The following is a 23,100-nucleotide window of genomic DNA, read 5'->3' as shown; positions in this document are numbered from 1 at the left end:
CACTTAAGGCGCGACCAGTCGGGGAGGTAACTCTTGGCACGGTTTGGCAGCAGCGCCTTGTGTCCGGCGCTGCTGCCAGCGTTTTAACCGTGCATGGACAAGCCGCCCGAAACCGAAATCACCTGGCCGGTAATGAACCCTGCGTCGTCCGACGACAGGAAGCAGATGATGCCGGGGTAATCTGTCGGCTGCGCAAGACGCTTCATCGGAATCGCCCGCTTGAGACCTTCGGCGATCTTTTGACCGGCCTCGCCCTCGGCAACCTGAGCGAACAGCGGCGTATCGGTCGGGCCGGGGGCGACCGCATTCAATTGAATACCTTTACGCGCCAGTTCGCGGGCTACGGTTTTGGTGAACGAGATGATGCCACCCTTGCAGGCCGAATACACGGCTTCGCCGGATGATCCGACGCGTCCGGCGTCGGACGCGATGTTGACCACACGGCCGCCCCCGTTCTTGACCATGCTCGGAAGCACCGCGTGATGCATATTCAGCGGACCGTAAAGATTGATGTCGATGACCTTTTTCCAAAGATCGGCATCTGTGTCGAGGAACGGTTTGATTACGTCCCAGCCGGCATTGTTCACCAGCACATCGACCGGACCCCCAGCCTCGAACTCGGCTACAGCCTTGTCGACCTGGGCACGGTCGGTGATGTCCACCTTGAAGGCCTGCGCCTTGCCGCCGGCCTCGGTGATCAGGCGAACCGTTTCCTTCGCCCCGTCTTCGCTCATGTCAAAGATCGCAATCTCGGCACCTTCTTCGCCGAACCGTTCGCACACCGCGCGCCCGATGCCGCTGCCGCCGCCGGTCACGATCACGCGTTTTCCACTCAACCCTCGCATATGGAGGTCCTCCTCTTCCGCTATCATCTTGGCAAAGAACTTGATTCGGAACGTTCCTTGCGTTATTCTAACATTTGTTAGATTTAATGCAATGGACAGTCTCGTGTCCCGCAAGTATCGAAATGGAATGGTACACAAGACTGACCCACCCAGGACACTGAGCGACGACTTGAGCAAGTCTGAGAGGACACGCGAAGGCATCCTCTCGGCGGCTGCTCGACTGTTTCGATACGAAGGTTACTACGCAACGACTATGCGCGACATCGCGCAGGAAGCTGGCATTGAGGCCGGCAGCATTTATTATCATTTTCAATCCAAGGACCAGATTCTGAGCGAAGTTCTCGATCTTGGCGTCCGTCAACTATATGAGGCGGTCAGTGAAATCGTTCGGTCGGCACCGACAAGTTCGGAGGATTTTCGCAAGACTTTCGAAGTGCTGATTGAAACACACCTTACCTACCTATTGACCGACAGCGACTTTACGTCAGCCAATATTCGGAACTATCCGATGTTGTCGGACGAAACACGCACCCCGCATCGCGAATTGCGTGCATCATATGCGGGTGCCTGGGGCAAATTCCTGAATGACGCCAAACGCGCCGGCCACCTTCGAAGCGACATATCCACTGCTGTGATCCGCCAGTTCATCCTAAGTGCCATGAACTGGACCGTAGAATGGTACGATGTCGACAAGTATCCGGTGCACATCCTCGCGGAACGAATGAGTAAGCTGATACTTGACGGAATGTGTCTGCATTGTAAGGCGGATACCGAAGGCTTGAAGCAGTGCCCCGCCACACACGTTAAAACTCCGGACCCCGACGGCAAGGCGGCTAAGACCCGTGCAGAAATCCTGACGGCCGCGGCGCGCGTTCTGAGGGACAATGGCTACAAGGCGACGACGCTCAGGAAGATCGCGGAAGAAGCGAACATGAAGGCGGGCAGCGTCTATTACCACTTCGATTCCAAGGATGCAATCGTTGACGAAGTTCTAAACGCCGGACTGAAGGACTTGCTATCAGGTGTCGAAAGCGCCGTGCGGAAATTCGATGCCCCGTACGATCATCACGCCAGGATAGCGACTGCAATCTGGGCGCACCTGGATTTCCTCTTCAAGGCAAGCGAATTCACTTCGGCGAATATCAGAAGCTATGGAATGCTCCCCAATCATTTCAGGGAGAGGCACAGGGGTATTCGCCATGAATATGGAGAACTCTGGGACGGGGTACTCCGTGACGCTCAGGACGACGGTGCCATACGGTCAGATATCAAGATCGTCCCCTTACGCCAAGTAATGTTGGGCGCCTTGAATTGGACGGTGGAATGGTTCGACCCGAACAAGGCAGGAGCGGAAGGATATCTATCACTGCCTGAATTCTCCAGCATGCTCATCAATCTGTTACTCGAAGGAATTTGTAGCCGGGAGGCGACCCCGTCCACGGGACAAGGCACGCCCTGAAAGCGATTGGCTTTTGTCAAACCAGAAGGAAGTGATACAACCCCTCGGCAACCGCCTTTTCCCGTTCCGCCTGCCAGCTTTGTACGCTAACGCTGGCCATCCTATGGCCCTTGCGCGTGACATTGGCGCGCGCAAGAAGCGGTCCTTTCACACCGGGTCTGAGGTAATCGACGGTTAGGTTGATCGGCTTGGCCGGAACGTCGGCGAAATCGGGCTGTACCGCGATGGCAGCCGTGGCTTCCATAAAACTCGCGATTATACCGCCATGGTAGTACTCCATGACCGGGTTCCCGATATGGCGGTCATCAAAGGTCATTTCCGCTTCGGCATGGAGGCTATCCAAACTGTGGACTTCAAAGTTGAGGAATCGAAAAAACGGCACTCGGGATACGTGCGCATTGACAGTTTGCAAATCCATCACGAGGCTTTTCCTTTTGTCATCGCGTCAAACAGGCTGGTCGCACCGCGCGTCAAAGCAAACGACGCGGTTCCACGGGCTATTTCAGCGTCCTCATGGCCATCGAACCAGACGTTGCCGGAATTGAAGGCGATGTGGCGAGTCTCGCGAAAACAATGCGCTTGAACGATGACATCCGCGCGCGAACGAGCAGGGCGCAGGTAATCAACTCTCAGGTCAAGAGTGGCCATGGTACTGACGCCTTCGATGGCCACAAAGTTTGCCAGTCCGAAGACACTGTCCAGAAGGGCCGTCAGGATACCACCATGAAGCAGGGTTTGTGCCGCATCGACGCAAAAGTCCTTATTGAACGGCATCCGAACGCGAACGACTTCGGTCGAGACCTCTTCGATCTCAAGCGCCATATGCGTAATCAGACCCTTGCCGCGCGCATTCCACATCTGCGCGATTTGCTCCATCTTCTTTTGGGTGATGTCAGACATGCGATCTTTTCCTTAACGCCCCGTGAAGTTGGGTTTTCGTTTCTCGATGAACGCAGCAACCGCCTCGTGATGGTCTTCGGTCTGATGCATGAGCGCCTGATAAGCCGCCGCAGAATTCAGGTAATCCGGCAGGTCCATCCGTTCGGCATTGCGCATCAGACGCTTGGCGATCCGAACCGCGCGCGGCGGTTTCGCGGCGATGACAGCGGCCCGTTCGCGGGCTCGTGCCATCAATTTTTCATGCGGCACCAGCTCAAGCACCATGCCAAGCTCCAGCGCTTCCTTGGCCTCGACCATGCGCCCTGAGAAGGTCAGATCGGCGGCCTTCTGGTGGCCCAGACGACGCAACAGGAACCAGCTGCCCGCATCGCCCGGAATGATTCCGAGATTCAGAAACACCTCGCCGAACCTTGCTTTTTCCGACGCGATGCGCATGTCGCACATCATGGTCAGGTCACACCCCGCGCCAACCGCCGGGCCATTGACTGCGGCGATGGTGGGAATGTCCATGTTGTAGAGCGCCTGCGGCAGGCGCTGCACCCCGTCGACATAGCTCTGCGCCGCCGCCAGCGGTTCCTTGCGGAACACGCTTTCGGGATCGTTCATCTCCTTGACGTCGCCGCCGGCACAAAAGGCCGGGTCGGCGCCGGTCAGGATCATGACGCTGACTTGCGGGTCGGCCTGCACCTTGGCGAAGGTCTCCAGAAGGGCAGCGATCATGTCGTTGCCGGTGACCGGGTTGCGCCGCTCGGGGTCGTTCAGCGTGACCGTGGCGATCCTGTCGGAAATCTCCAGAAGGACGGGTTGCTTACTCATTCTTGCCATCTCCCCGTTCGCGTTTCTCGAACATCGCTGGGTTGATCATGTCCCGCGCGTCGTGACCCATGTGCAGGGTTTCACCGCCGTCTACATAAATGTCTTCTCCGGTGATGAAACCGCCAAGTTTCGAGGCCAGGAAAATGATCGTGCCTGCGATGTCCTCGGCCGCCCCCATCCGGTTTAGCACCGAGCGGTTCAGCTTTTTCCACTGTTCCGGCGGAATCGGATAGCGGCCAAGCGCATCGGTCTTGATCGTGCCCGGCGCGACACAGTTCAGGCGGATGCCGTATTCGCCCCATTCGGCGGCCAGCGTTTTCATCATGCCCGTCACACCGGCGCGGGCGGCGACGGTGTGTGTAAAGCCGGTAAGCGCGGTGCGCGCCGAGATGGCGGTGACAAACACAACCGATCCACCATTGTCGTACATGAAGTGATCCGCCGCTGCCCGGGTCATTTGCCAAGATCCGATCAGGTTGTTTCGGATCACGGCTTCGAAGCCCTTGTTGGTGATATCACGGGCGGCCGCGATATATTGGCCGCCGGCATTGTTCACCAAAACATCCAACTGCCCGTAGTGGTCCTTGATCCGCCCCATCGCAGTTTCGATACTGACTTCGTCGCGGGTATCTCCGGGCACGACAAAGGCCTCGCCCCCCGCCGACCGGATCATCTCGGCGGTCTCCTCCAGCGGCTCTTCCCGGCGCGCGAACAGCACAAGCCTGGCCCCGCAAGAGGCCATTTCGATCGCCGTCGCCCGGCCCATTCCGGATCCGGACCCCGTGACCAGGGCAACCTGGCCCGCCATGAGATCCGACGCGTAACGCGTTGATTTCGCTTCGCTCATGTTCCGCCCCTAGTTCTTCAGCAATTCGCCGGATATGATGAGTTTGCGAACCTCCTGGGTGCCCGCGCCGACCTCAAGCACGCGACCGGTCCGGTACAGCCGGTTCACTTCGGTATCACGCATGTAACCCGAGCCGCCGTGAATCTGGACGGCCTTGTCGAGCACGAAGGACGTCGCCTCGGCGGCCTTGTAGATCGCCGCAGCGGTGAGCTTGTGGATTTCGCCACGCCCGCCTTCGCCCTCTTCGAGGCCTTCACACATGGCTGCGGTGCGCAAGGAAAGGCTCCGCGCGGACTCGATCTGCGTATACATGTCGGCCAGCATCGCCTGAACCATCTGAAAACTGGCGATCGGTTTGCCGAATTGCTGGCGTGTCTTGGCGTAATCGATGGAAATATCCAGTGCCCGCTGCGCGATGCCCATTGCGTTGAAACAGACGATGGCACGTTCCAGATCAAGCCCGGACATGGTCACGGCAACGCCGCCATCGAGCTTGCCCACCATGTTCCCCGCCGGAACGCGGCAGTCTTCGAACACGAGCTCCCCCGTCGGCGAGCCGCGGAACCCCATCTTGTTGAGCTTCTGCGCAACCTTGAAACCCGGCGTGTCGGTTTCCACGATGAAAGCGGAGATACCCTTGGCTCCCTTCTCGGGCGCGGTCTTGGCATAGACCAGCACCAAATCGGCGATCGGCCCATTGGTAATGTAGATCTTGGCGCCATTCAGGATGTAATCGTCGCCATCCTTCGTGGCCGTGGTCCGCATGGACCCAAGCGCATCGGACCCCGCGCCGGGTTCGGTCAGACCCAGAGCGCCGATCAGCGTGCCATCGCACAGGCCCGGCAGATATTTGTGGCGCAGATCGTCATTCGCGTTGCGATAGATGTTGTTGACGCACAGGTTGTCGTGGGCCACGTGGGTCAGCCCGATCGCGGCAGAGGCCCGCGACATCTGTTCGGTGATGATACAGGCCGAGGTGAAGTCCAGCCCGGCACCGCCAAATTCCGGCGGTACGTTGAGGCCCAGATAGCCCATCTCGCCCAGCTTGGGAAAGACCGAGGCCGGCAGGTCATCGGTATCGTCCATCTCCGCGTTCAGGTGATGAAACTCGGACATGAAGAACTTTTCGGCCAGATCGGCCAGGGCCTGCTGTTCGTCGGTCATGAAATGGGTGGGCAGAGCGGTGTCGTTGCGCAGTTGCTTGTTCATGGTCTTGTCTCCCTCAGGCGCGCAGAAGTTCTTCGGCGATGATGATCTTGCGGACTTCGCTTGTGCCCGCGCCGATCTCCAACAGCTTGTTGGCGCGGTAGAGCCGGTTGATCTCGGTGTCCTGCATGTAGCCAGAGCCGCCGTGGATGTGGCAGGCTTCGGTCACTGCCTTGTTGAAAGCCTCGCCCGCATAGAGACAGGCCGCCGCCGTCAGTTTGTGTATTTCACCGCGACCCCCGGCGCCCTTCGGCAACCCGGTACAGGCGGCCAGCGCCCGATAACTGAAGGCACGCGCGGTTTCGACCTCGGTGTAGATCTCGGCCAGCTTCGACTGCATCATCTGGAAGCTCGAGATTGGTCGGCCGAATTGTTCGCGAATCTTGGCGTATTCCAGCCCCAGTTCCAGCGCGCGTTCCGCCATGCCCACGCAGACCGAAGCGACCATCGCGCGTTCAAGGTCCAGCCCGCTCATGACCACCGAAACGCCGGTGTTTTCCTGTCCAACCATGGCGGACGCGGGTACGCGGCAGTCCTCAAACACCAGTTCTCCGGTAGGCGAGCCGCGAAAGCCCATCTTGTCAAGCTTTTGCGCCACCTTGAAACCGGGATTGTCCGTCTCGATTATGAAAGCGGAAATGCCCTTGGCACCCTTCGACTTGTCGGTTTTAGCGTAAAGCAGGATCACATCGGCAATCGGCCCGTTGGTGATATAGATCTTCGAGCCGTTGATGACGTAGTCATCGCCGTCGCGGCGCGCGGTGGTCGCCATGGACCCAAGCGCATCGGACCCCGCGCCCGGTTCGGTCAGGCCTAAAGCACCAACCAGCTCGCCCGAGCAAAGACCCGGCACGTATTTCTTCACATGCTCTTCGGATCCATTGCGCAGCAGGTTATTCAGGCACAGGTTGTCATGCGCCCCGTGTGAGAGGCCCACAGCCGGATTCCACTTCGAAATCACCTCGGACACCAGCGCCTGGGTGAACTCGTTCTGTCCCGATCCGCCCAGCTCTTCGGGTGCGGTAATCCCCAGCAGGCCCAGCCCGCCCATCTGCTTGAACAGATCATCGGGCCACCATTCCTCGTCATCCATACGCGCTTGCAGCGGGTGCAGCACCTCGCGCGATACCCGATCCACGTGATCGACAATCTGGCGTTGCTCATCAGTCAACGAATAGTTTGCCCTGATGGCCTCCAGATCAGCCGCGAGAGCCTCTCTTTGAGTGGTCATATCATCCTCCCGAAAAATGTCGTCTGCAGTGTTGACCAAAATCAAACATATGTTAGAAAATAGATCAAGCCAAGCTTTTGACGACCCGACGTATGAATGCGCGGTGCGCTGAATACAGGGGGGAGCTACGGAAATGACTGAGACCGCTGTTCAATCGCAGGCGCTCGGCCAGGAAGTGCGTATCACGATTCGACGTCCTGAAAACCGAAATGCCCTCAACCGTGAAGTCGCAGACGGGATCATTGCTGCCATTTGTGCTGCCGAGAGGGACAGCGATTGCCGCGTGATCGTTCTGACCGGCGAGGGTGAGCGCGCCTTCTGTGCCGGGGGCGACATCAAGGCGGGGGCGGATGGCGGCCCGTTTGTTCAGGATCCGGCAGATCCGGATCACTTTGCCGGAAGGTTGTTTGAAACGATACAGGCGTGCCGCAAGCCAACCATCGCGCGCATCAATGGAGCCGCGATGGGGGCGGGGGCTGGCATCATCTGTGCCTGCGATCTGGCTGTAATGGCAGAGCATGCCCGCATTGGGACGCCCGAAGTCAAGGTGGGCCTGTTTCCCATGACGATCGTACCACCCATGATGCGCGTGCTGCCCCGGCGCAGGCTGATGGAGATGTTCATCACCGGCGTTCCTCTGACGGCCTCGGAAGCCCTGCAATTCAATCTGGTCAACTATGTGACCGATGCCGCGGAACTGGACAACAAGGTTGCAGAACTGGTCGCCCAGATTGCTGCGCAGTCGCCGAGCGCGATCCGGCTGGGAAAATACGCCTGTCACGCGATGGAGGACATGACCTATCCGCAGCAGATGCGGTTTGCGGAAACACTTTTACCCCGCGTTGCGCAGACAGAAGACGCGCGCGAGGGCTTTGATGCCTTCATTGCGAAACGCAAACCTGAATGGACGGGCCGTTAATCAAGCGGGGAGGAGAAGAATATGTCAGATCGGAAACTGCGCATCGGATGCGCCTCGGGATTCTGGGGCGATACGCCCGAAGCGATCGGTCAACTGGTCTCAAAGGGCGAGATCGACTATCTGGTGTTTGACTATCTGGCAGAGGTGACAATGTCGCTGATGGCGCGGGCCCGCGCCAAAGCGCCCGAGTCGGGCTATGCGCCGGACTTCGTCAAGGCGCTGGCTCCCTGGTTGCCGGATATCAAGGCAAGAGGGATCAAGGTCGTTGCCAATGCCGGGGGCGTGAACCCGCGTGGCTGCAGCGATGCGCTTGCCAAAGCCGCCGCCCAAGCCGGGATCGATCTGTCCATCGGAGTCGTGCTGGGCGATGACCTGTTGCCTAGGGTCGATGAAATTCGCAAAAGCGGTCAGACGGAAATGTTCTCGGGTGTTGAGTTTCCAGACGATATCTGGAGCATGAATGCCTATCTGGGTGCCCGCCCCATCGCGGCCGCGCTGGATGCCGGGGCCGAGATCGTGATCACCGGGCGCTGCGCCGACAGTGCGGTGGCGCTCGGTCCCTTGATGCATGAATACGGCTGGGGCGATGACGACTGGGACAGGCTCAGCCAAGGGTCGCTGGCCGGGCACCTGATCGAATGCGGCCCTCAGGGGACGGGCGGCAATTTCACCGACTGGCAGGACGTGCCGGGTTGGGACGATATGGGGATGCCCATCGTCGAGGTGTCGGAAGACGGCAGTTTCGTCATGACCAAGACGCCGGATACCGGCGGGCTGGTCGTGCCCGGCGCGGTCGGCGAACAGATGCTTTATGAAATCGGCGATCCGCGCGCCTATCTGCTGCCTGATGTGATCTGCGACTGGTCGCAGGTCACGCTGGAACAGGTGGGCCCCGACCGGGTGCTGGTGAAGGGCGGCAAGGGGCTGGGGCGCACCGGCAGTTACAAGGTGTCGGCGACCCATGCCGATGGCTGGCGCGCCGTCACCACGCTGACCCTCGCCGCCATCGACGCGCCCGCCAAGGCCGAGCGCGTGGCCGAGGCCATCCTGACCCGTTGCCGCCGGATATTCCGCGAAAAGAACCTGGGCGATTTCCGGCAGGTCAGCGTCGAGGTGCTGGGCGCCGAGGCCGCCTATGGGGCCAATGCATGCGCCCAAACCCGCGAGGTCGTGCTCAAGATCGGCGCGGTGCATGACGACCGCGCGGCGCTCAACATCTTTGCGGGCGAGATCGCGCCGATGGCGATTTCCACCGCGCAGGGCCTGACCGGGTTCTTTGCCGGGCGGCCCAAGGTGCAGCCGGTGGTCCGTCTATTTTCCTTCCTTCAGAGCAAGGCCGATACCCCCGTCGCGGTCGAGGTGGACGGCAAGGAGGTTCCAGTCACCATCGCTACGAATGCAGTGAAGCTCGACCCGCCCGCTGCACGGCCCGCAGATAGCCACGAGCCCGGTCCGGACGTTGTCAAGGTCCGCCTCGTCGATCTGGCCTGGGGCCGCTCGGGCGACAAGGGGGATATCGCCAATATCGGCATCCTCGCGCGCAAGCCGGACTACCTGCCTTATATCCGCTCGGCTCTTAGCGAAGAGGCGGTGAAAGACTATTTCGCCCACGTCTGCGAAGGCAAGGTCGAGCGGTTCGACCTGCCCGGAAGCCATTCGCTGAACTTCCTGCTGCATGAATCGCTTGGTGGTGGCGGCATCGCCTCGGTCCGCATCGACCCGCAAGGCAAAGGGTTCGCGCAGATGCTGCTTGATATTGAAATTCCTGTGCCGGTCGATCTGGCCGCCCGCGACGGGCTGAACGCCTCGGACCGGAACTAAAAGGACAATACCATGACCATTTCGAAACTCCTGGTCGCCAATCGGGGTGAAATCGCGGCGCGCGTGTTGCGCACCGCCAAGGCCCGCGGGCTTGCGACGGTCGTGTTGCGCCATGTCGCCGAGCAAGAGGGGCCGGCCCATCTGATCGCGGATGAGGTCGCGATGATCGACGGCCCGACGCCCGTGGCCGCCTATCTCGATATTTCGCAGATCGTCGCGGCTGCAAAGAAAATCGGCGCCGACGCGGTGCATCCCGGCTATGGTTTCCTGTCGGAAAATGCCGGGTTCGTCGCGGCGCTGGAAGAGGCCGGTGTGACATTTGTCGGCCCGACCTCCCAAGCCATCGACCTGATGGGCGACAAGGTGCGCGCGCGCGCCTTTGTCGAGGAGCGCGGCTTTCCCGTCGCGCCGTCGGCGATTGAGGATGACGACCCCGCCACCTTTGTGGACCGCGCCCGCGCCGTGGGCTACCCGCTGCTGATCAAGCCCTCAGCCGGCGGCGGCGGCAAGGGGATGCGCGTCGTGCGCGAGGACAGCGCCCTGGAGACCGAGATCGAGACCGCGCGCCGCGAGGGCGAGCGTTATTTCGGCGATGGCCGGCTGTTCGTCGAACGCTACATCGAGAGCCCGCGCCATATCGAGGTGCAGGTGATGGGCGACGGGCAGGGCAACGTGGTGCATTTCTGGGAACGCGAGTGCTCGATCCAGCGCCGGTTCCAGAAGATCATCGAGGAAACGCCGTCACCGGCGCTCTCGCCCGAGCAACGTCAGGAAATCTGCGAAACCGCCGCCGGGATCGCCCGCGCGGTCAAGTATCGCGGGGCCGGGACGGTCGAGTTCATCTATGCGCGGGACGGGGCGTTTTACTTCCTGGAAATGAACACCCGCCTTCAGGTCGAACATCCGGTGACCGAGATGGTCACGGGTTTTGATCTGGTGGCCGAACAGCTGCGCATCGCTGCGGGCGAAGGGCTGAGCGCGGTGCAGGCGGATATTCCGCAGACCGGCCATTCGATCGAACTGCGCATCTGTGCCGAGGACGCGACGGCCGATTTCCGCCCCGCGATCGGGGATATCCTGCTGCTGGACGAACCCCAAGGCGAGGGTGTCCGCGTGGACAGCGGCATTCTGGACGGTGGCAAGGTGACCACCGATTTCGACCCGATGTTGTCCAAGCTGATCGTGCATGGCCGGGATCGCGCGCAGGCCATCGCCCGTGCCCGGAATGCGGTGCAAAACTATGTGATTCTCGGGGTGACGACCAACACCGGATACCTGGATGCGATCCTTTCACATCCAGATTTTGCCTCGGGTGACGTTTCAACCGGCTTCCTGGCTGAACAATCCGAAATGCTGACCGCACCGGGCGAAGATGTCTCTGACCTGCTGATGGCGGCGGCGGCCCTGTCAGACGATCGGCTGGTGAGCGACGTAATGCAAATACCGAAAATGCACCGCAAGATGGGCGGGTGGAGAAACTGATGCAACGGATTTTTCAGATCGACGGCGAAGAGACTGAATGCTGGCTGGGCCATGATGGCAGCCGGTTCGTGCTGAATACCCCCGATGGTACTGTTGCCTGCCAATTGGACCCGACTGGCCTGCCGGGCGGTTACACGTTGCGGGCCAAGGGTGTTGTGCGCGAATTGCGACTGGCCGTGGGGCCGGAGGCGACTTTTGTGCACATGGACGGGCGAACCTACGGAGTCGGGCGGGTTGACCCCGCCGAACGTCTGGCGGGGCGTGACGGGGGCGCAAGCGACGATCGACTGGTGGCACCAATGCCTGGGGTCGTGGTTTCGGTCGCGGTCAAACCCGGCGACACAGTTGAAGAAGGCCAGCCGCTTTTGGTTATCGAAAGCATGAAGCTGGAAACCACACTGACGGCGCCACGCGACGGGGTCGTTGCCGAAATGCCATTCGCCGAAGGCGACAGTTTTGGGCTGAAAGATATCCTGGCCCAATTGGCCCCGGAGGAGGAGTGAGAATGCGCAGGATTGAAAGTCTGGTCGATACCAACGCCGCCGACTACAAGGCAAATTATGCCGCCATGTCCGTGCGGCTGAAGGAATTTCACGCCCGCCAGCACGCGGCGCGTTTCGAACGCCCGCAACGGGACATTGACCGCCTTGCGCGGCAAAACAAGCTGGGGGTGCGCGAGCGGCTGAAGCTATTGCTGGATCCCGGCACACCGTTTCTGGAGTTTTCAACCCTGGCCGCCTGCCGCGAATACGATGGTGCGGTGCCCGGCGCCGCCGTGGTAACGGGTATCGGCATCGTGCAGGGCCGCGAGGTCGCTATTCATGCCAATGACGCCAGCGTCAAGGGCGGTGCTTGGTATCCGCATACGGTTAAAAAGATCGTGCGACTTCTGGATGTGGCATTGGAAAACCGTTTGCCGGTCATCCATATCTGCGACAGCGCCGGCGGTTTCCTGCCGCTGCAACATGGCGTCTTTCCCGACCGCTATCTGGGCGGGCGGGTGTTTCGCAACCAGGTCAAGCTGAGTCAGGCCAATATCCCGCAGATTGCTGTGGTCGGCGGGCATTGCACCGCAGGCGGTGCCTATGTACCTACGCTGAGCGATTACAACATCATCATCGAAGGCACTGGGGCGATTTTCCTTGGCGGTCCCCCGCTGGTCAAGGCGGCCACCGGCGAAGAGGTCGGCGTGCAGGAGCTTGGCGGCGCGGTGATGCACACCTCTGTCTCGGGGACGGGAGATTATCGTGCCGCGACCGAACAGCACGCCTTTTCACTGGCGCGCGAGATTGTCAGCCAATGGAAACGCACACCGAAAACGATCATCGAAACTGCTTCCTATGAAGAGCCTTACTACGACCCGACCGAGCTTTACGGGATCATTCCCAAGGACCGGAAAACCCAATTCGACATGCGCGAGGTTCTGGCCCGGATCGTGGACGGTTCGCGCTTTCACGAATACCAGCCCGATTACGGCACCACGATGGTCTGTGGTTTTGCCCATATCTGGGGTTTCAAGGTGGGGATCCTCGCCAATAACGGGGTGCTGTTCAACGACAGCTCGCTGAAGGCCGCGCATTTCATGCAGCTATGCAACCAGAACCGTACGCCACTGGTCTTTTTTCAGAACATCACTGGCTATATGGTGGGCCGCGAATACGAAGAACGCGGCATCGCCAAGGACGGCGCCAAGATGCTGATGGCGCAGGGCGGCTCGGTCGTGCCGAAGTTTACCGTGATCGCCAATGCGTCCTATGGGGCAGGCAATTACGGCATGTGCGGACGGGCCTGGGATGCACGCACGCTGTTCATGTGGCCGCAGGCCGAAATCGGCGTGATGGGTGCGGATCAGGCTGCCAATACCATGGCCGACGTCAAGATCCGGCAGCTTCAGCGCGAAGGCAAAGAACTGAGCGAGGAAGAAATCGCCGCGATCCGTGATCCCGTGCTGGAGAAATTCCGCCGAGATGTCGAAGCCTATACCTCGACCTCGGAATTGTGGGACGATGGCATCCTTGACCCGGCGGACACACGCAATGCGCTTGGCATGTCGATTTCCGCCTCGCTGAACGCGCCGATCGATGATCCGCACTACGGGATCTTCCGGCTGTGACGGCTTGAGGGGTAGGGCGGCACGCCGGCTTTCCGCTGGGGCCGGCCCGTGCCAAGGCGATACCACTTGGCGCATTCGGCACCTGCAGAGACCCGCCCCTGTCCGGCTTCCGGGCAGGTCAGGACGGCTTCTGCCGCGCTTCCTGAATGGAGACGACGTCGGAGGCAGCCATCTCCGGTCGGTTGGCCTCGACCGCCTTCAGCGGCTCGACGGGCTTCAATCCGGCCAGACAGTCGCGCGCGAGTTGCTGATACTCGGCAGTTCCGCGTGTTTTCCAAGCGACTTCCTTCTCGGTGACGTCGCGGATCACCTTCGCAGGCGACCCGACAACCATCGAGCGTGGCGGAATCACCGTTTCACCACGCACGAAGGCTTGCGCGCCGACAATCGATTCCGCGCCAAGCTCGACGCCGTCCATGATGACCGCGTTCATGCCGATCAAAGCGTTTCGTCCAACGATGCAACCATGCAGAATCGCGCCGTGGCCGACATGCCCGTCCGGTTCCACCACCGCGTCGCGGCCGGGGAAGGAATGCATGATGCAATTATCCTGAACATTGGCACCGTCTCCAATCACGATCCTGCCGAAATCGCCCCGCAGGCTTGCTCCGGGTCCGATATAGCATCCATGACCCAGGATGACATTTCCGATCAGAACCGCCTGAGGATGGACATATGTATCCTCAGGCACAACGGGCACGAACCCTTTGAATTCATAACAATACGCCATTCTCTCTCCCTTTAGTGGGTTGGGTGCCACTGATTACCGGAACCAGACGTCAAACGCTCATCAACCGTCATGCCGGGACCCAAAAGCCTGAAAGGTGCTGGCTTCCGGAACGCGCGGTCAAGAAAATCAGTCATGTGTTAGCAAATGACGCAAGCGCCCTACATCACGTTTTAACTATGTTGACAGTTATCGAGGCTAAGCGCTAAAATCAAACATGTGTTAGAAAATGATATGGCTTACCGTTCACAATAGCCAGACCAAGCATGGGAGAGAGAAAGAAATGACAGGCAAAGCCTATGTCACCGGCGTCGGGATGGTCCCGTTCCAGAAGCCGGGAAAATCCGAAAGCTATGATGTGATGGCGAGCGCAGCCACCCGTTCTGCCCTGGCCGACGCGGGTCTGGATTATGACAAGGTTCAGCAGGCCTATGTTGGCTATGTCTATGGCGATAGCACCTGTGGCCAGCGGGCTTTGTATCAGGTCGGCATGACCGGCATCCCGGTTCTGAATGTGAACAACAACTGCTCGACCGGGTCGTCTGCCCTGTTCCTGGCCCGCCAGGCAGTTGAAAGCGGCGCGGTGGAATGTGCTCTGGCACTAGGATTCGAGCAGATGCAGCCCGGCGCAATCGGCGCGATGTTCCACGATCGGGTCAGCCCGTTTGCGGCTTTCGACGAAGAAACCGACGATCTGGTTGGCAACCCCGATATTCCGCTGGCGCTGCGCTATTTCGGGGGCGCGGGCAAAGCGCATATGGACGAGTTCGGCACGCCTCTTGAGACCTTCGCCAAAATCCGAGCCAAGGCCAGCCGCCATGCGGCCAAGAACCCGGTGGCCCTATTCCGCCAGGAAGTGACGGCGGAAGACGTCATGGCTGCGCAGGTGGTCTGGCCCGGCGTCATGACCAAGCTTATGGCCTGTCCGCCAACCTGTGGCGCAGCCGCCGCGATCATCTGTTCCAAGGAATTCGCCGACAAGCACGGACTGGACAGTTCGGTTCGGATCGCGGCGCAGGCCATGACAACGGACGGCCCGGAAACCTTCGAAGCCCATGATATGCGCGAGGTGGTCGGCTTTTCGATGGCCAAGCGCGCCGCCGATCAGGTCTACGAGGCTGCGGGCATCGGGCCCGAAGACGTGGATGTGGTCGAACTGCACGACTGTTTCGCCCACAACGAACTCATCACCTACGAGGCGCTTGGCCTTTGCGGCCGAGGCGAGGCTGCGAAGTTTGTTGATGATGGCGACAACACCTATGGCGGAAAATACGTGACCAACCCGTCGGGCGGTTTGTTGTCCAAAGGTCATCCTCTTGGGGCGACCGGCCTTGCGCAATGTACCGAGCTTGTCCAGCAGTTGCGCGGGCAGGCTGATGCGCGCCAGGTCGATGGCGCGCGCTTGGCACTTCAGCACAATCTGGGCCTCGGTGGGGCCTGTGTCACCACACTCTATGAAAAAGCCTGATAGCGCCTTTCGGGAGGAATTAATATGACTGGAAAACTCGACGGTCGTGTTGCCCTGGTCTCGGGTTCGGGCCGAGGCATTGGCCGCGAAATCGTACTCAAACTGGCCTCGGAAGGGGCCCGGGTAGTGGTCAACGATCTGGACGCCGACCCGGCCAATGAAGCCGCTGAAGCTATCCGCGCCGCTGGCAGCGAAGCGGTGGTCTGCGCCGGCAGCGTGACCGAAGACGGTTTTGCCGAACGGTTCATCAAGACGGGCGTGGACAGCTTCGGCGGACTCGACATCATCGTGAACAACGCCGGCTACACCTGGGACAGCGTCGTTCAGAAGATGACCGACGAGCAGTGGCAGGCGATCATCGACGTTCACATGACAGCGCCCTTTAAGATCCTGCGCGCCGCCCAGCCGGTAATCAGCGCCAAGGCCAAGGAAGAGGCCGCGGCCGGGCAAGAGGTGTTCCGCAAGGTGGTGAATATCTCGTCCATCGCGGGGACCGGCGGCAATGCCGGCCAGATCAACTACTCTGCCGCCAAGGCCGGTATCCTGGGTGTCACCAGGACGATGGCCAAGGAATGGGGCCGCTACAAGGTCAACGTCAATGCCGTGGCCTTCGGCCCGATCCGCACCCGCCTGACGGAGGGCAGCGCAGACGGCGACAGCACGATCAAGATCGAGGAAAAAGAAATCAAGGTCGGCGTGAACCCTGATCTCTTGTCCCAGATGGAACGCATGATTCCGCTGGGCCGGGTAGGCACACCGGAAGAGGCCGCGGGCGCGGTCTATTTGTTCTGTGCGCCGGAATCGAACTTCATCTCGGGTCAGCACATCATCTGCGGCGGGGGCTTTTCGATCTGATCCCCGCCACCCGGGCCACCTGTTCGGGGTCCGGCGTACGACTGACATTTCCGGGCGGCTGTATCACGGTTGCCCGGACGGCATTTTCCACAAGTTCCAACCCGAGCCAGGTTTGGAATAATTGTTTGTTGACTCATTGGCGCTAGCAACCTAACAGATGTTAGTTATGTATCGTACCGAAGGGAATCGCATGGCGGATACGACAGCCGGAGAGGTCAGCGAGACATCGCGCAGCGCGGTCGGGCGTAAAGGCGTTCTGGATGTCGCTGCCAGGCTCTTTCGGGAACAGGGCTATGGGCCCGTGTCGCTCAGAAAAATCGCCGAGGCCGCAGGGATCAAGGCGGGCAGCATCTATTACCATTTCGGCTCCAAGGATGAGATCGTCGTGGCCATTCTGGATGCGGGCATCCAGGCCGTTCACGACGATATGCGCCAGGCTGTTGGTGCATTGCCTGCGGATACCGGCGCCGAGGCGGCCCTTCGGGCCGCAATCGGGGCGCATCTGCGCGCGCTTCTGGATGTCAGCGATTATTCCTCGGCCAATGTGCGCATTTTCGGGCAGGTTCCGCAGTCCGTCCGGGATGCCAATCTGCCCACGCGCCGCGCCTACGAGGCCGAATGGGACAGCCTGTTGTCCCGGCTTCAGCGGGATGGAGCGCTGAAACGAAACGTGGATATCCGCCGCCTGCGCCTGATGCTGATTGGCGCGCTGAACGCCACGCTGGAATGGTTCGACCCCGAACGCGGCGGTGCCGATGCCCTGTCACGCACCTATGCCGACGTGTTCCTGCACGGAATCTTGCAAGAAAAGGAAACCTGACAGATGGCACGACTTGACACGGCGGTGCTGACCGCATCGGAGGCCTATGCCCGCAATCACGCGGCGCAAAGCGAGCGTGTCGAAACCCTGCGCGCGCGTATTGCCGAGGCCACGTCGGGCGGGCGGCCCGATATGGTCGAACGTCACCGCAAGCGCGGCAAGCTTCTGGTCCGCGAAAGAATCGACCTGCTGGTCGATCCGGGCACTGCGTTCCTGGAGCTGTCGTCGTTGGCGGCCCACGGACAATACGGCGGAGCCGTACCCGGCGCCGGGATCGTCACGGGCATTGGTAACGTGCACGGCCTGCCTTGCATGATCATCGCCAATGATGCCACGGTGAAAGGCGGATCATTTTACCACGAAACCGTCAAGAAGCACATCCGCGCGCAGGAGATCGCGGCGGAAAACCGGCTGCCCTGCCTCTATCTGGTGGACTGCGGCGGGGCATATCTGCCCGAACAGGACAGGGTCTTTCCCGATGCCCGCCATTTCGGCAATTCCTTCTATCGCCAGACCAACATGTCGGCTAGTGGCTTGCCGCAGATCTCGGCGGTATTCGGCGGCTGCACGGCGGGCGGCGCCTATATTCCAGCACTGTCAGACGAGGTCATCATGGTGCGCGGCAATGCGCGCATCCATTTGGGCGGACCCTCGATCGTCAAGGTTGCGATCAACGAAGAGGTCGATGGCGAGACGCTGGGCGGGGCCGAGATGCATTCGCGCGTGTCGGGTGTTTCCGACCATCTGGCCGAGGACGAACATCACGCGCTCGCGCTGATGCGCGATATCGTGGCCGAGCTGGGCCAGTCGCGCCCGATGCAGCCCGACACGGCGCCTGCACCGCCGGCGCATGATCCGTCGGAATTGCTTGGCGTCATCAGCGCCGACCGCAAACAGCCCTATGACATGCGCGAGGTTCTGCTGCGCATGATCGACGCCGGCGAGTTCCGCGAATTCAAGCCCGGCTGGGGCGAAACACTGGTCTGCGGCACGGCGCGGATCCACGGCTACCGGGTCGGTATCCTGGCCAATAACGGCGCGCTTCTTTCCGACAGCTCGCTCAAGGGCGCGCAATTCATATCAATGTGCGATCAGCGGAACATCCCGCTATTGTTCCTGCACAACATTTCCGGTTTCATGGTCGGCACCGAAGCCGAGCGCGGCGGCATCGCCAAAGACAGCGCCAAGCTGGTCTATGCCATGTCCGTCGCCAAGGTTCCGCGCCTGTCGGTCCTGCTGGGCGGATCCTACGGGGCGGGCAACTATGGCATGTGCGGGCGTGGCTTCGCGCCGAATTTCCTCTTTGCCTGGCCCACGGCGGAACTGGCCACGATGTCGGCAGACATCGCCTCCAATGTGATGCTGGAGCTGCGCCGCCAGAAAGGCGGCGAGCCTGAAAAGATGGAGACCGATCTTGCACAGATCGAGGCGCAGGTGCGTGCCCAATATGGCGAACAGTCCGATCCCTATTACGCCACTTCGCGGCTCTGGGATGACGGGCTGATCGAGCCCGGGCAAACTCGCGACATTCTGGGTCTATGCCTGGCCATAGTCTCTTCGGTGCCCGACCTAGGGCGCCACACGCCCGTATTCAGAATGTGAGATCGGAAAAATGACGACAGTTCATGAAACCATCCAGCTTGAGACCGACGCGCGTGGCGTCGCCACCCTGACCCTGAACCGGCCGGACAAGCACAACGCCCTGAACGGTACGCTGATTGCGGAACTTTATGACGCGACCGGGCGGCTGGCTTCAGACGACGATGTGCGCATCGTTGTGCTGACGGGCACCGGCAAGAGCTTCTGCGCCGGGGGGGATTTCAACTGGTTCGCCTCGAACGTCGAGAAAACCCGCGCCGAGCGGGTCGAACAAAGCGCCACGCTGGCGCATCTGCTGCGCCGGCTGGACACGTTGCCCAAGCCACTGATCGGGCGGATCAACGGGCCGGCCTATGGCGGTGGGGTCGGCATGATTTCGGTCTGCGACTATACCATCGGCGTCGAAGGCGCGCGCTTTGGCCTGACCGAGGTGAAACTGGGTCTGCTGCCCGCGAATATCTCGCCCTACGTCGTGGCCCGCATCGGCAAGGTGCATTCGCGCGAAACCATGCTGTCGGGCGCCCTGTTCGACACGGCGCGCGCTGAACGGATCGGTCTGCTGACCGAAGTTGTCGCTCCGGACGACCTGGACGCCGCGGTGGACCGGGTGGTGCACGATCACCTTCAGGCTGCGCCGGGGGCCGTGGCCGATACCAAGGCGCTGGTCGCCTATGTCGCCTCCCACGACCTTGAAACCAACATGATCTACACCGCCGACCGACTGGCCGATGCCTGGGAAACCGAAGAAGGCATCGAGGGCATCAACAGCTTCATCAACAAAGACATTCCGTCATGGCGGGTCAAATGAGCTTTACCCGCGTCCTGATCGCCAACCGGGGCGAGATTGCCCGGCGCATCCAGCGCGGATGCCGCAAGCTGGGGCTGGAAAGCGTGGCGGTGTTCTCCGAGGCCGACCGCGATGCGCCCTTCGTGGCCGAGGCCGATCATGCGGTCTGCCTCGGTCCGTCCGCGCCGTCGGAAAGTTATTTGAACATTGAGGCCATCCTTGATGCCGCCCGCGCAACCGGCGCCGGGGCGGTGCATCCCGGCTATGGCTTCTTGTCGGAAAATGCCGATTTCGCGGCAGCGGTCGAGGCGGCGGGCCTTGTGTTCATCGGGCCTTCTGCCGCTGCAATCGCACGGATGGGAAGCAAGATCGAAGCCAAGGCCGCCGCCGAGGATGCGGGAGTTCCTGTGCTGCCCGGCTATCGCGGCGAAGATCAGTCCGACGCACGATTGCTGGAAGAGGCGCGCATGCTTGGCACCCCGTTTCTGGTTAAGGCCAGCGCCGGTGGGGGCGGGCGCGGCATGCGGCTTGTTTCTGATCTGAGCGGCGCGTCTGAAGCAATCGCATCTGCCCGGGCCGAAGCGCAAGGCGCCTTCGGCGATCCCGCAGTGTTCCTTGAGCGCTACGCGCCTCGTGCGCGGCATGTCGAAGTGCAAGTGTTCGGCGACAGCCATGGCAATGTCCTGCACCTCGGTGATCGCGACTGTTCGCTTCAACGCAATCATCAGAAGCTGATCGAAGAAGCCCCTGCTGCCGATCTTCCCGAGGCCCTTCGCGACGAAATGCGCGCAGCATCTGTGCGACTGGCGCAGGCGATAGGTTATCGGTCCGCCGGGACGGTGGAATACCTCTATGATCCCGAGCGCGGCGAGTACTACTTTCTCGAGATGAACACCCGGTTGCAGGTGGAACACCCTGTGACCGAGGCAATCACCGGCATCGACCTTGTTGAATGGCAGTTGCGCATCGCGCGGGGCGAGCCGTTGGCGCTGACGCAAAGCGATGTGCAGTTTGAAGGGCACGGCATTGAAATCCGCATCGCCGCCGAAAACCCGGGCGAGAATTTCCGCCCCGAAACGGGCGAGATCACCCTTTGGGCGCCGCCCGCGGATGTGCGGCTGGACACTGGGGTAGAGTGCGGTTCGGTCGTCGGCCACCACTATGATTCCATGATTGCTAAGCTGATCGTCCACGCGCCGGATCGGGCCGGGGCGATCCGCCGGGCGATCACCGCGATCGATGCTTTTGCCGTCGGCGGCGTCGGCCTGAACCTGGCCTATCAGCGCGCGTTACTGGCACACCCGGATTTTGAGGCGTTCCGGCACCATACCTCGGGCCTGCCCGAGATGTTCCCAGGCGGCTGGACTGAACCGTCCGCTGATCCCCGGGACATGGCCTTTGCCGCGATGGCGCTGCATCTGCGTCTCGTCCCGGCAGGCGCGTCGCCCTGGGAAAGCCTGGGGTCATGGCGACTCACAGCCCCTGCGGGACAGCCCGGTGCGGCCTTCTATTGGGACACAACCAACGAAGCGCCGATCCGCGTGACCGAGTCCGGGCCGGGGCCCGGGACGGTGCTTGCCGCCGTACAGCCGGACGGCCAGACAATAACGGCCGAAAATGTCGCCCTGAAAGGGAACCGTCTGAGCGGACGCATCGACGGCGTTCCGTTTTCGCGCATCGCCCATGTCGTGCGCGCGCCGGGTCACTGGCGGGTGCACCTGCAAACCCCTGCCGGAATGACCGCGACAGACCTGCGTACGCTGGAAGATCAGCATCTGCAACGTGCCACCGGCGGATCTGGCGGCGCTGACATGTTGTCGGCGCCCATGCCCGGCGCCGTTGCCGAGGTACGTGTTGCGCTCGGCGACCGCGTCGAAGCCGGTGACACGCTGGTGGTGCTGGAGGCCATGAAGCTCTTGCAAAGCCTGCCCGCGCCGGTCGCGGGCGTGGTGACGGAAATCTATTGTGCACCAGACGATACGGTCGCCGGGCACGCCCCACTTATCAAACTCGACCCGGAGGAAAACACATGACCAGACAAGACACCATCACCGCGGCCACCGGCCCGTTCAACGAAGACCTCAACATGATCCGCGACCAGCTGCGCCGGTTCATTGAAACCGAAGTGACAACCAAGGCCGAGTCCTGGGAAAATGACGGCATGGTGCCGCGCGACGTGCTGCGCCGGATGGGCGATCTGGGCGTGCTGGGCATGCGCTATGACGCGCAATATGGCGGCGCAGGGCTGAATGTGATGTCCAGCGTCGTGCTGGCCGAGGAAGTGGGGCGTTCCACCTTCGGCGGCTTTTCGGCCACGGTTCTTGTCCATACCGACATGGCCTCGCCGCATCTGGAAAACGCCGGTACGCCCGAACAAAAGGCGCGTTGGATGCCGTCGATCACGTCGGGCGAAAAGATCACCGCCGTGGCCGTGACCGAACCGGGCGCGGGCTCGGACGTGGCCGGCATGCGCACCCGCGCGGTGCAGGACGGGTCGGACTGGGTGCTGAACGGCACCAAGATGTTCATCACCAACGGTGTACATGCCGATCTGTATTTCGTCGGCGCCAAGACCGACCCCGATGCCAAGGGCTCGCGCGGGATCACCATGTTCGCGGTCGAAAAGGGCACGCCGGGCTTTTCGGTCGGTCGGGCGCTGAACAAGACCGGCTGGCTGTGCTCGGACACTGCCGAACTGATCTTCGAAGATGTCCGCATCCCGGCCGAAAACGTTTTGGGCGAGGTCAACCGCGGCTTCTATTCGGTGATGAAGAACTTCCAGAACGAACGCATCGTGCTGGGTGCGATGGCCTGTGCCGAAGCGCAATCCGCGCTGGACATGACAGTGGAATACGTCAAGCAGCGCAAGGCCTTTGGCGGTGTTCTATGGGAAAAGCAGGTGGTGCGCCAGCGGCTGGCAGACTGCCAGACGAGGATCGCGGCGGGACGGCAGCTGGTCTATCATGCCGCAGGTCTGGACGCGGCGGGCCACGATTGCGTGAAGGAGGTCTCGATGGTCAAGGCCTATTGCGGCGAACTGGTAAACAGCGTGCTCTACGACTGCGTCCAGTTTCACGGCGGCATGGGCTATATGCGCGAAACCCCGGTTGAACGCATGTCGCGCGACGCCCGTGTTCAGGCCATCGGCGGCGGTGCGAGCGAGGTCATGCTGGAAGAAGTCGCCAAGCGCATGTGAGCTTCCCTA

Annotated in this window: 21 protein-coding genes; 13 read left to right on the top strand and 8 right to left on the bottom strand. The window is 61.2% G+C overall.

What is annotated here, in order from left to right; all coding sequences use genetic code 11:
* Positions 1 to 83 precede the first annotated feature (83 nt).
* Positions 84 to 872: a glucose 1-dehydrogenase gene (locus DYI42_RS00770; protein WP_244867359.1), complete on the bottom strand. Its 789-nt coding sequence runs from the start codon at positions 870 to 872 to the stop codon at positions 84 to 86.
* A 142-nt stretch (positions 873 to 1,014) separates the two neighbouring features.
* Here DYI42_RS00770 and DYI42_RS00765 point away from each other — a divergent pair, with 142 nt between their 5' ends.
* Positions 1,015 to 2,304 (top strand): TetR/AcrR family transcriptional regulator, encoded by a 1,290-nt coding sequence (locus DYI42_RS00765; protein WP_244867357.1) that lies wholly within the window; start codon positions 1,015 to 1,017, stop codon positions 2,302 to 2,304.
* A gap of 16 nt (positions 2,305 to 2,320) precedes the next feature.
* Here DYI42_RS00765 and DYI42_RS00760 read toward each other — a convergent pair whose 3' ends face one another.
* From DYI42_RS00760 to DYI42_RS00735, 6 genes are read right to left on the bottom strand one after another with little or no spacing between them, the layout of a single operon-like run.
* Positions 2,321 to 2,722: a PaaI family thioesterase gene (locus DYI42_RS00760; protein ID WP_009803497.1), complete on the bottom strand. Its 402-nt coding sequence runs from the start codon at positions 2,720 to 2,722 to the stop codon at positions 2,321 to 2,323.
* Positions 2,722 to 3,204: a PaaI family thioesterase gene (locus DYI42_RS00755; RefSeq protein WP_209227020.1), complete on the bottom strand. Its 483-nt coding sequence runs from the start codon at positions 3,202 to 3,204 to the stop codon at positions 2,722 to 2,724. Before DYI42_RS00755 ends, DYI42_RS00760 begins: the two co-directional genes overlap by 1 nt.
* Positions 3,205 to 3,216: 12 nt before the next feature.
* On the bottom strand, positions 3,217 to 4,020 hold the full coding sequence (locus tag DYI42_RS00750; RefSeq protein WP_009803495.1) for an enoyl-CoA hydratase-related protein: 804 nt from the start codon (positions 4,018 to 4,020) through the stop codon (positions 3,217 to 3,219).
* On the bottom strand, positions 4,013 to 4,867 hold the full coding sequence (locus tag DYI42_RS00745) for an SDR family NAD(P)-dependent oxidoreductase (RefSeq protein ID WP_009803494.1): 855 nt from the start codon (positions 4,865 to 4,867) through the stop codon (positions 4,013 to 4,015). The genes DYI42_RS00750 and DYI42_RS00745 overlap by 8 nt, the downstream gene beginning before the upstream one ends.
* 9 nt (positions 4,868 to 4,876) lie before the next feature.
* A complete protein-coding gene (locus tag DYI42_RS00740; RefSeq protein ID WP_209227019.1) occupies positions 4,877 to 6,076 on the bottom strand; it encodes an acyl-CoA dehydrogenase family protein in 1,200 nt (399 codons plus the stop codon).
* A gap of 13 nt (positions 6,077 to 6,089) precedes the next feature.
* A complete protein-coding gene (locus DYI42_RS00735; protein WP_050759166.1) occupies positions 6,090 to 7,304 on the bottom strand; it encodes an acyl-CoA dehydrogenase family protein in 1,215 nt (404 codons plus the stop codon).
* 133 nt (positions 7,305 to 7,437) lie between these two features.
* Here DYI42_RS00735 and DYI42_RS00730 point away from each other — a divergent pair, with 133 nt between their 5' ends.
* Genes DYI42_RS00730 through DYI42_RS00710 form a run of 5 tightly spaced genes read left to right on the top strand, consistent with a single transcriptional unit; the run spans position 7,438 to position 13,639 of the window.
* Positions 7,438 to 8,223, top strand: coding sequence for an enoyl-CoA hydratase-related protein (locus DYI42_RS00730; RefSeq protein ID WP_040608656.1), 786 nt, complete (start codon positions 7,438 to 7,440; stop codon positions 8,221 to 8,223).
* 21 nt (positions 8,224 to 8,244) lie between these two features.
* Positions 8,245 to 10,044 carry an acyclic terpene utilization AtuA family protein gene (locus DYI42_RS00725; RefSeq protein ID WP_213544058.1) on the top strand — a complete coding sequence of 600 codons (1,800 nt, stop codon included), beginning with the start codon at positions 8,245 to 8,247 and terminating at the stop codon, positions 10,042 to 10,044.
* A gap of 12 nt (positions 10,045 to 10,056) precedes the next feature.
* Positions 10,057 to 11,526: an acetyl-CoA carboxylase biotin carboxylase subunit gene (locus tag DYI42_RS00720; protein WP_209227016.1), complete on the top strand. Its 1,470-nt coding sequence runs from the start codon at positions 10,057 to 10,059 to the stop codon at positions 11,524 to 11,526.
* Positions 11,526 to 12,029: an acetyl-CoA carboxylase biotin carboxyl carrier protein subunit gene (locus tag DYI42_RS00715; RefSeq protein WP_244867355.1), complete on the top strand. Its 504-nt coding sequence runs from the start codon at positions 11,526 to 11,528 to the stop codon at positions 12,027 to 12,029. The genes DYI42_RS00720 and DYI42_RS00715 overlap by 1 nt, the downstream gene beginning before the upstream one ends.
* Positions 12,030 to 12,031: 2 nt before the next feature.
* Entirely contained in the window at positions 12,032 to 13,639 is a 1,608-nt protein-coding gene (locus DYI42_RS00710) for an acyl-CoA carboxylase subunit beta (RefSeq protein WP_209227014.1), read from the top strand.
* A gap of 118 nt (positions 13,640 to 13,757) precedes the next feature.
* Here the strand turns inward: DYI42_RS00710 and DYI42_RS00705 are convergent, their stop codons facing one another.
* Positions 13,758 to 14,369, bottom strand: a complete 612-nt coding sequence (locus DYI42_RS00705) for an acyltransferase (protein WP_067629730.1) — start codon at positions 14,367 to 14,369, stop codon at positions 13,758 to 13,760.
* Between the two features lie 280 nt (positions 14,370 to 14,649).
* On the opposite strand from DYI42_RS00705, the gene DYI42_RS00700 reads away from it, so the two are divergent.
* The 7 genes from DYI42_RS00700 to DYI42_RS00670 all read left to right on the top strand — a co-directional run bounded on the left by DYI42_RS00700 (position 14,650) and on the right by DYI42_RS00670 (position 23,091).
* Entirely contained in the window at positions 14,650 to 15,834 is a 1,185-nt protein-coding gene (locus tag DYI42_RS00700; RefSeq protein ID WP_067629733.1) for a lipid-transfer protein, read from the top strand.
* A 24-nt stretch (positions 15,835 to 15,858) separates the two neighbouring features.
* The gene (locus DYI42_RS00695; RefSeq protein WP_209227013.1) at positions 15,859 to 16,689 is read left to right on the top strand and encodes an SDR family NAD(P)-dependent oxidoreductase; all 831 of its coding nucleotides are present in this window, start codon (positions 15,859 to 15,861) and stop codon (positions 16,687 to 16,689) included.
* Positions 16,690 to 16,879: 190 nt separating this feature from the next.
* Positions 16,880 to 17,509 (top strand): TetR/AcrR family transcriptional regulator, encoded by a 630-nt coding sequence (locus DYI42_RS00690; protein WP_067629751.1) that lies wholly within the window; start codon positions 16,880 to 16,882, stop codon positions 17,507 to 17,509.
* Between the two features lie 3 nt (positions 17,510 to 17,512).
* Positions 17,513 to 19,111, top strand: coding sequence for an acyl-CoA carboxylase subunit beta (locus DYI42_RS00685; protein ID WP_209227011.1), 1,599 nt, complete (start codon positions 17,513 to 17,515; stop codon positions 19,109 to 19,111).
* A 10-nt stretch (positions 19,112 to 19,121) separates the two neighbouring features.
* Positions 19,122 to 19,916 carry a crotonase/enoyl-CoA hydratase family protein gene (locus DYI42_RS00680; protein ID WP_209227010.1) on the top strand — a complete coding sequence of 265 codons (795 nt, stop codon included), beginning with the start codon at positions 19,122 to 19,124 and terminating at the stop codon, positions 19,914 to 19,916.
* Positions 19,913 to 21,928 (top strand): ATP-binding protein, encoded by a 2,016-nt coding sequence (locus DYI42_RS00675; protein WP_244867353.1) that lies wholly within the window; start codon positions 19,913 to 19,915, stop codon positions 21,926 to 21,928. The genes DYI42_RS00680 and DYI42_RS00675 overlap by 4 nt, the downstream gene beginning before the upstream one ends.
* Entirely contained in the window at positions 21,925 to 23,091 is a 1,167-nt protein-coding gene (locus tag DYI42_RS00670; RefSeq protein WP_209227008.1) for an acyl-CoA dehydrogenase family protein, read from the top strand. The genes DYI42_RS00675 and DYI42_RS00670 overlap by 4 nt, the downstream gene beginning before the upstream one ends.
* The last annotated feature ends 9 nt before the right edge of the window (positions 23,092 to 23,100 follow it).

The organism is Vannielia litorea (assembly GCF_018424695.1).
Lineage (GTDB): Bacteria > Pseudomonadota > Alphaproteobacteria > Rhodobacterales > Rhodobacteraceae > Vannielia > Vannielia litorea_A.
Note: the sequence above shows the minus strand (reverse complement) of the source record. Positions and strands in the feature narration are given on the sequence as shown.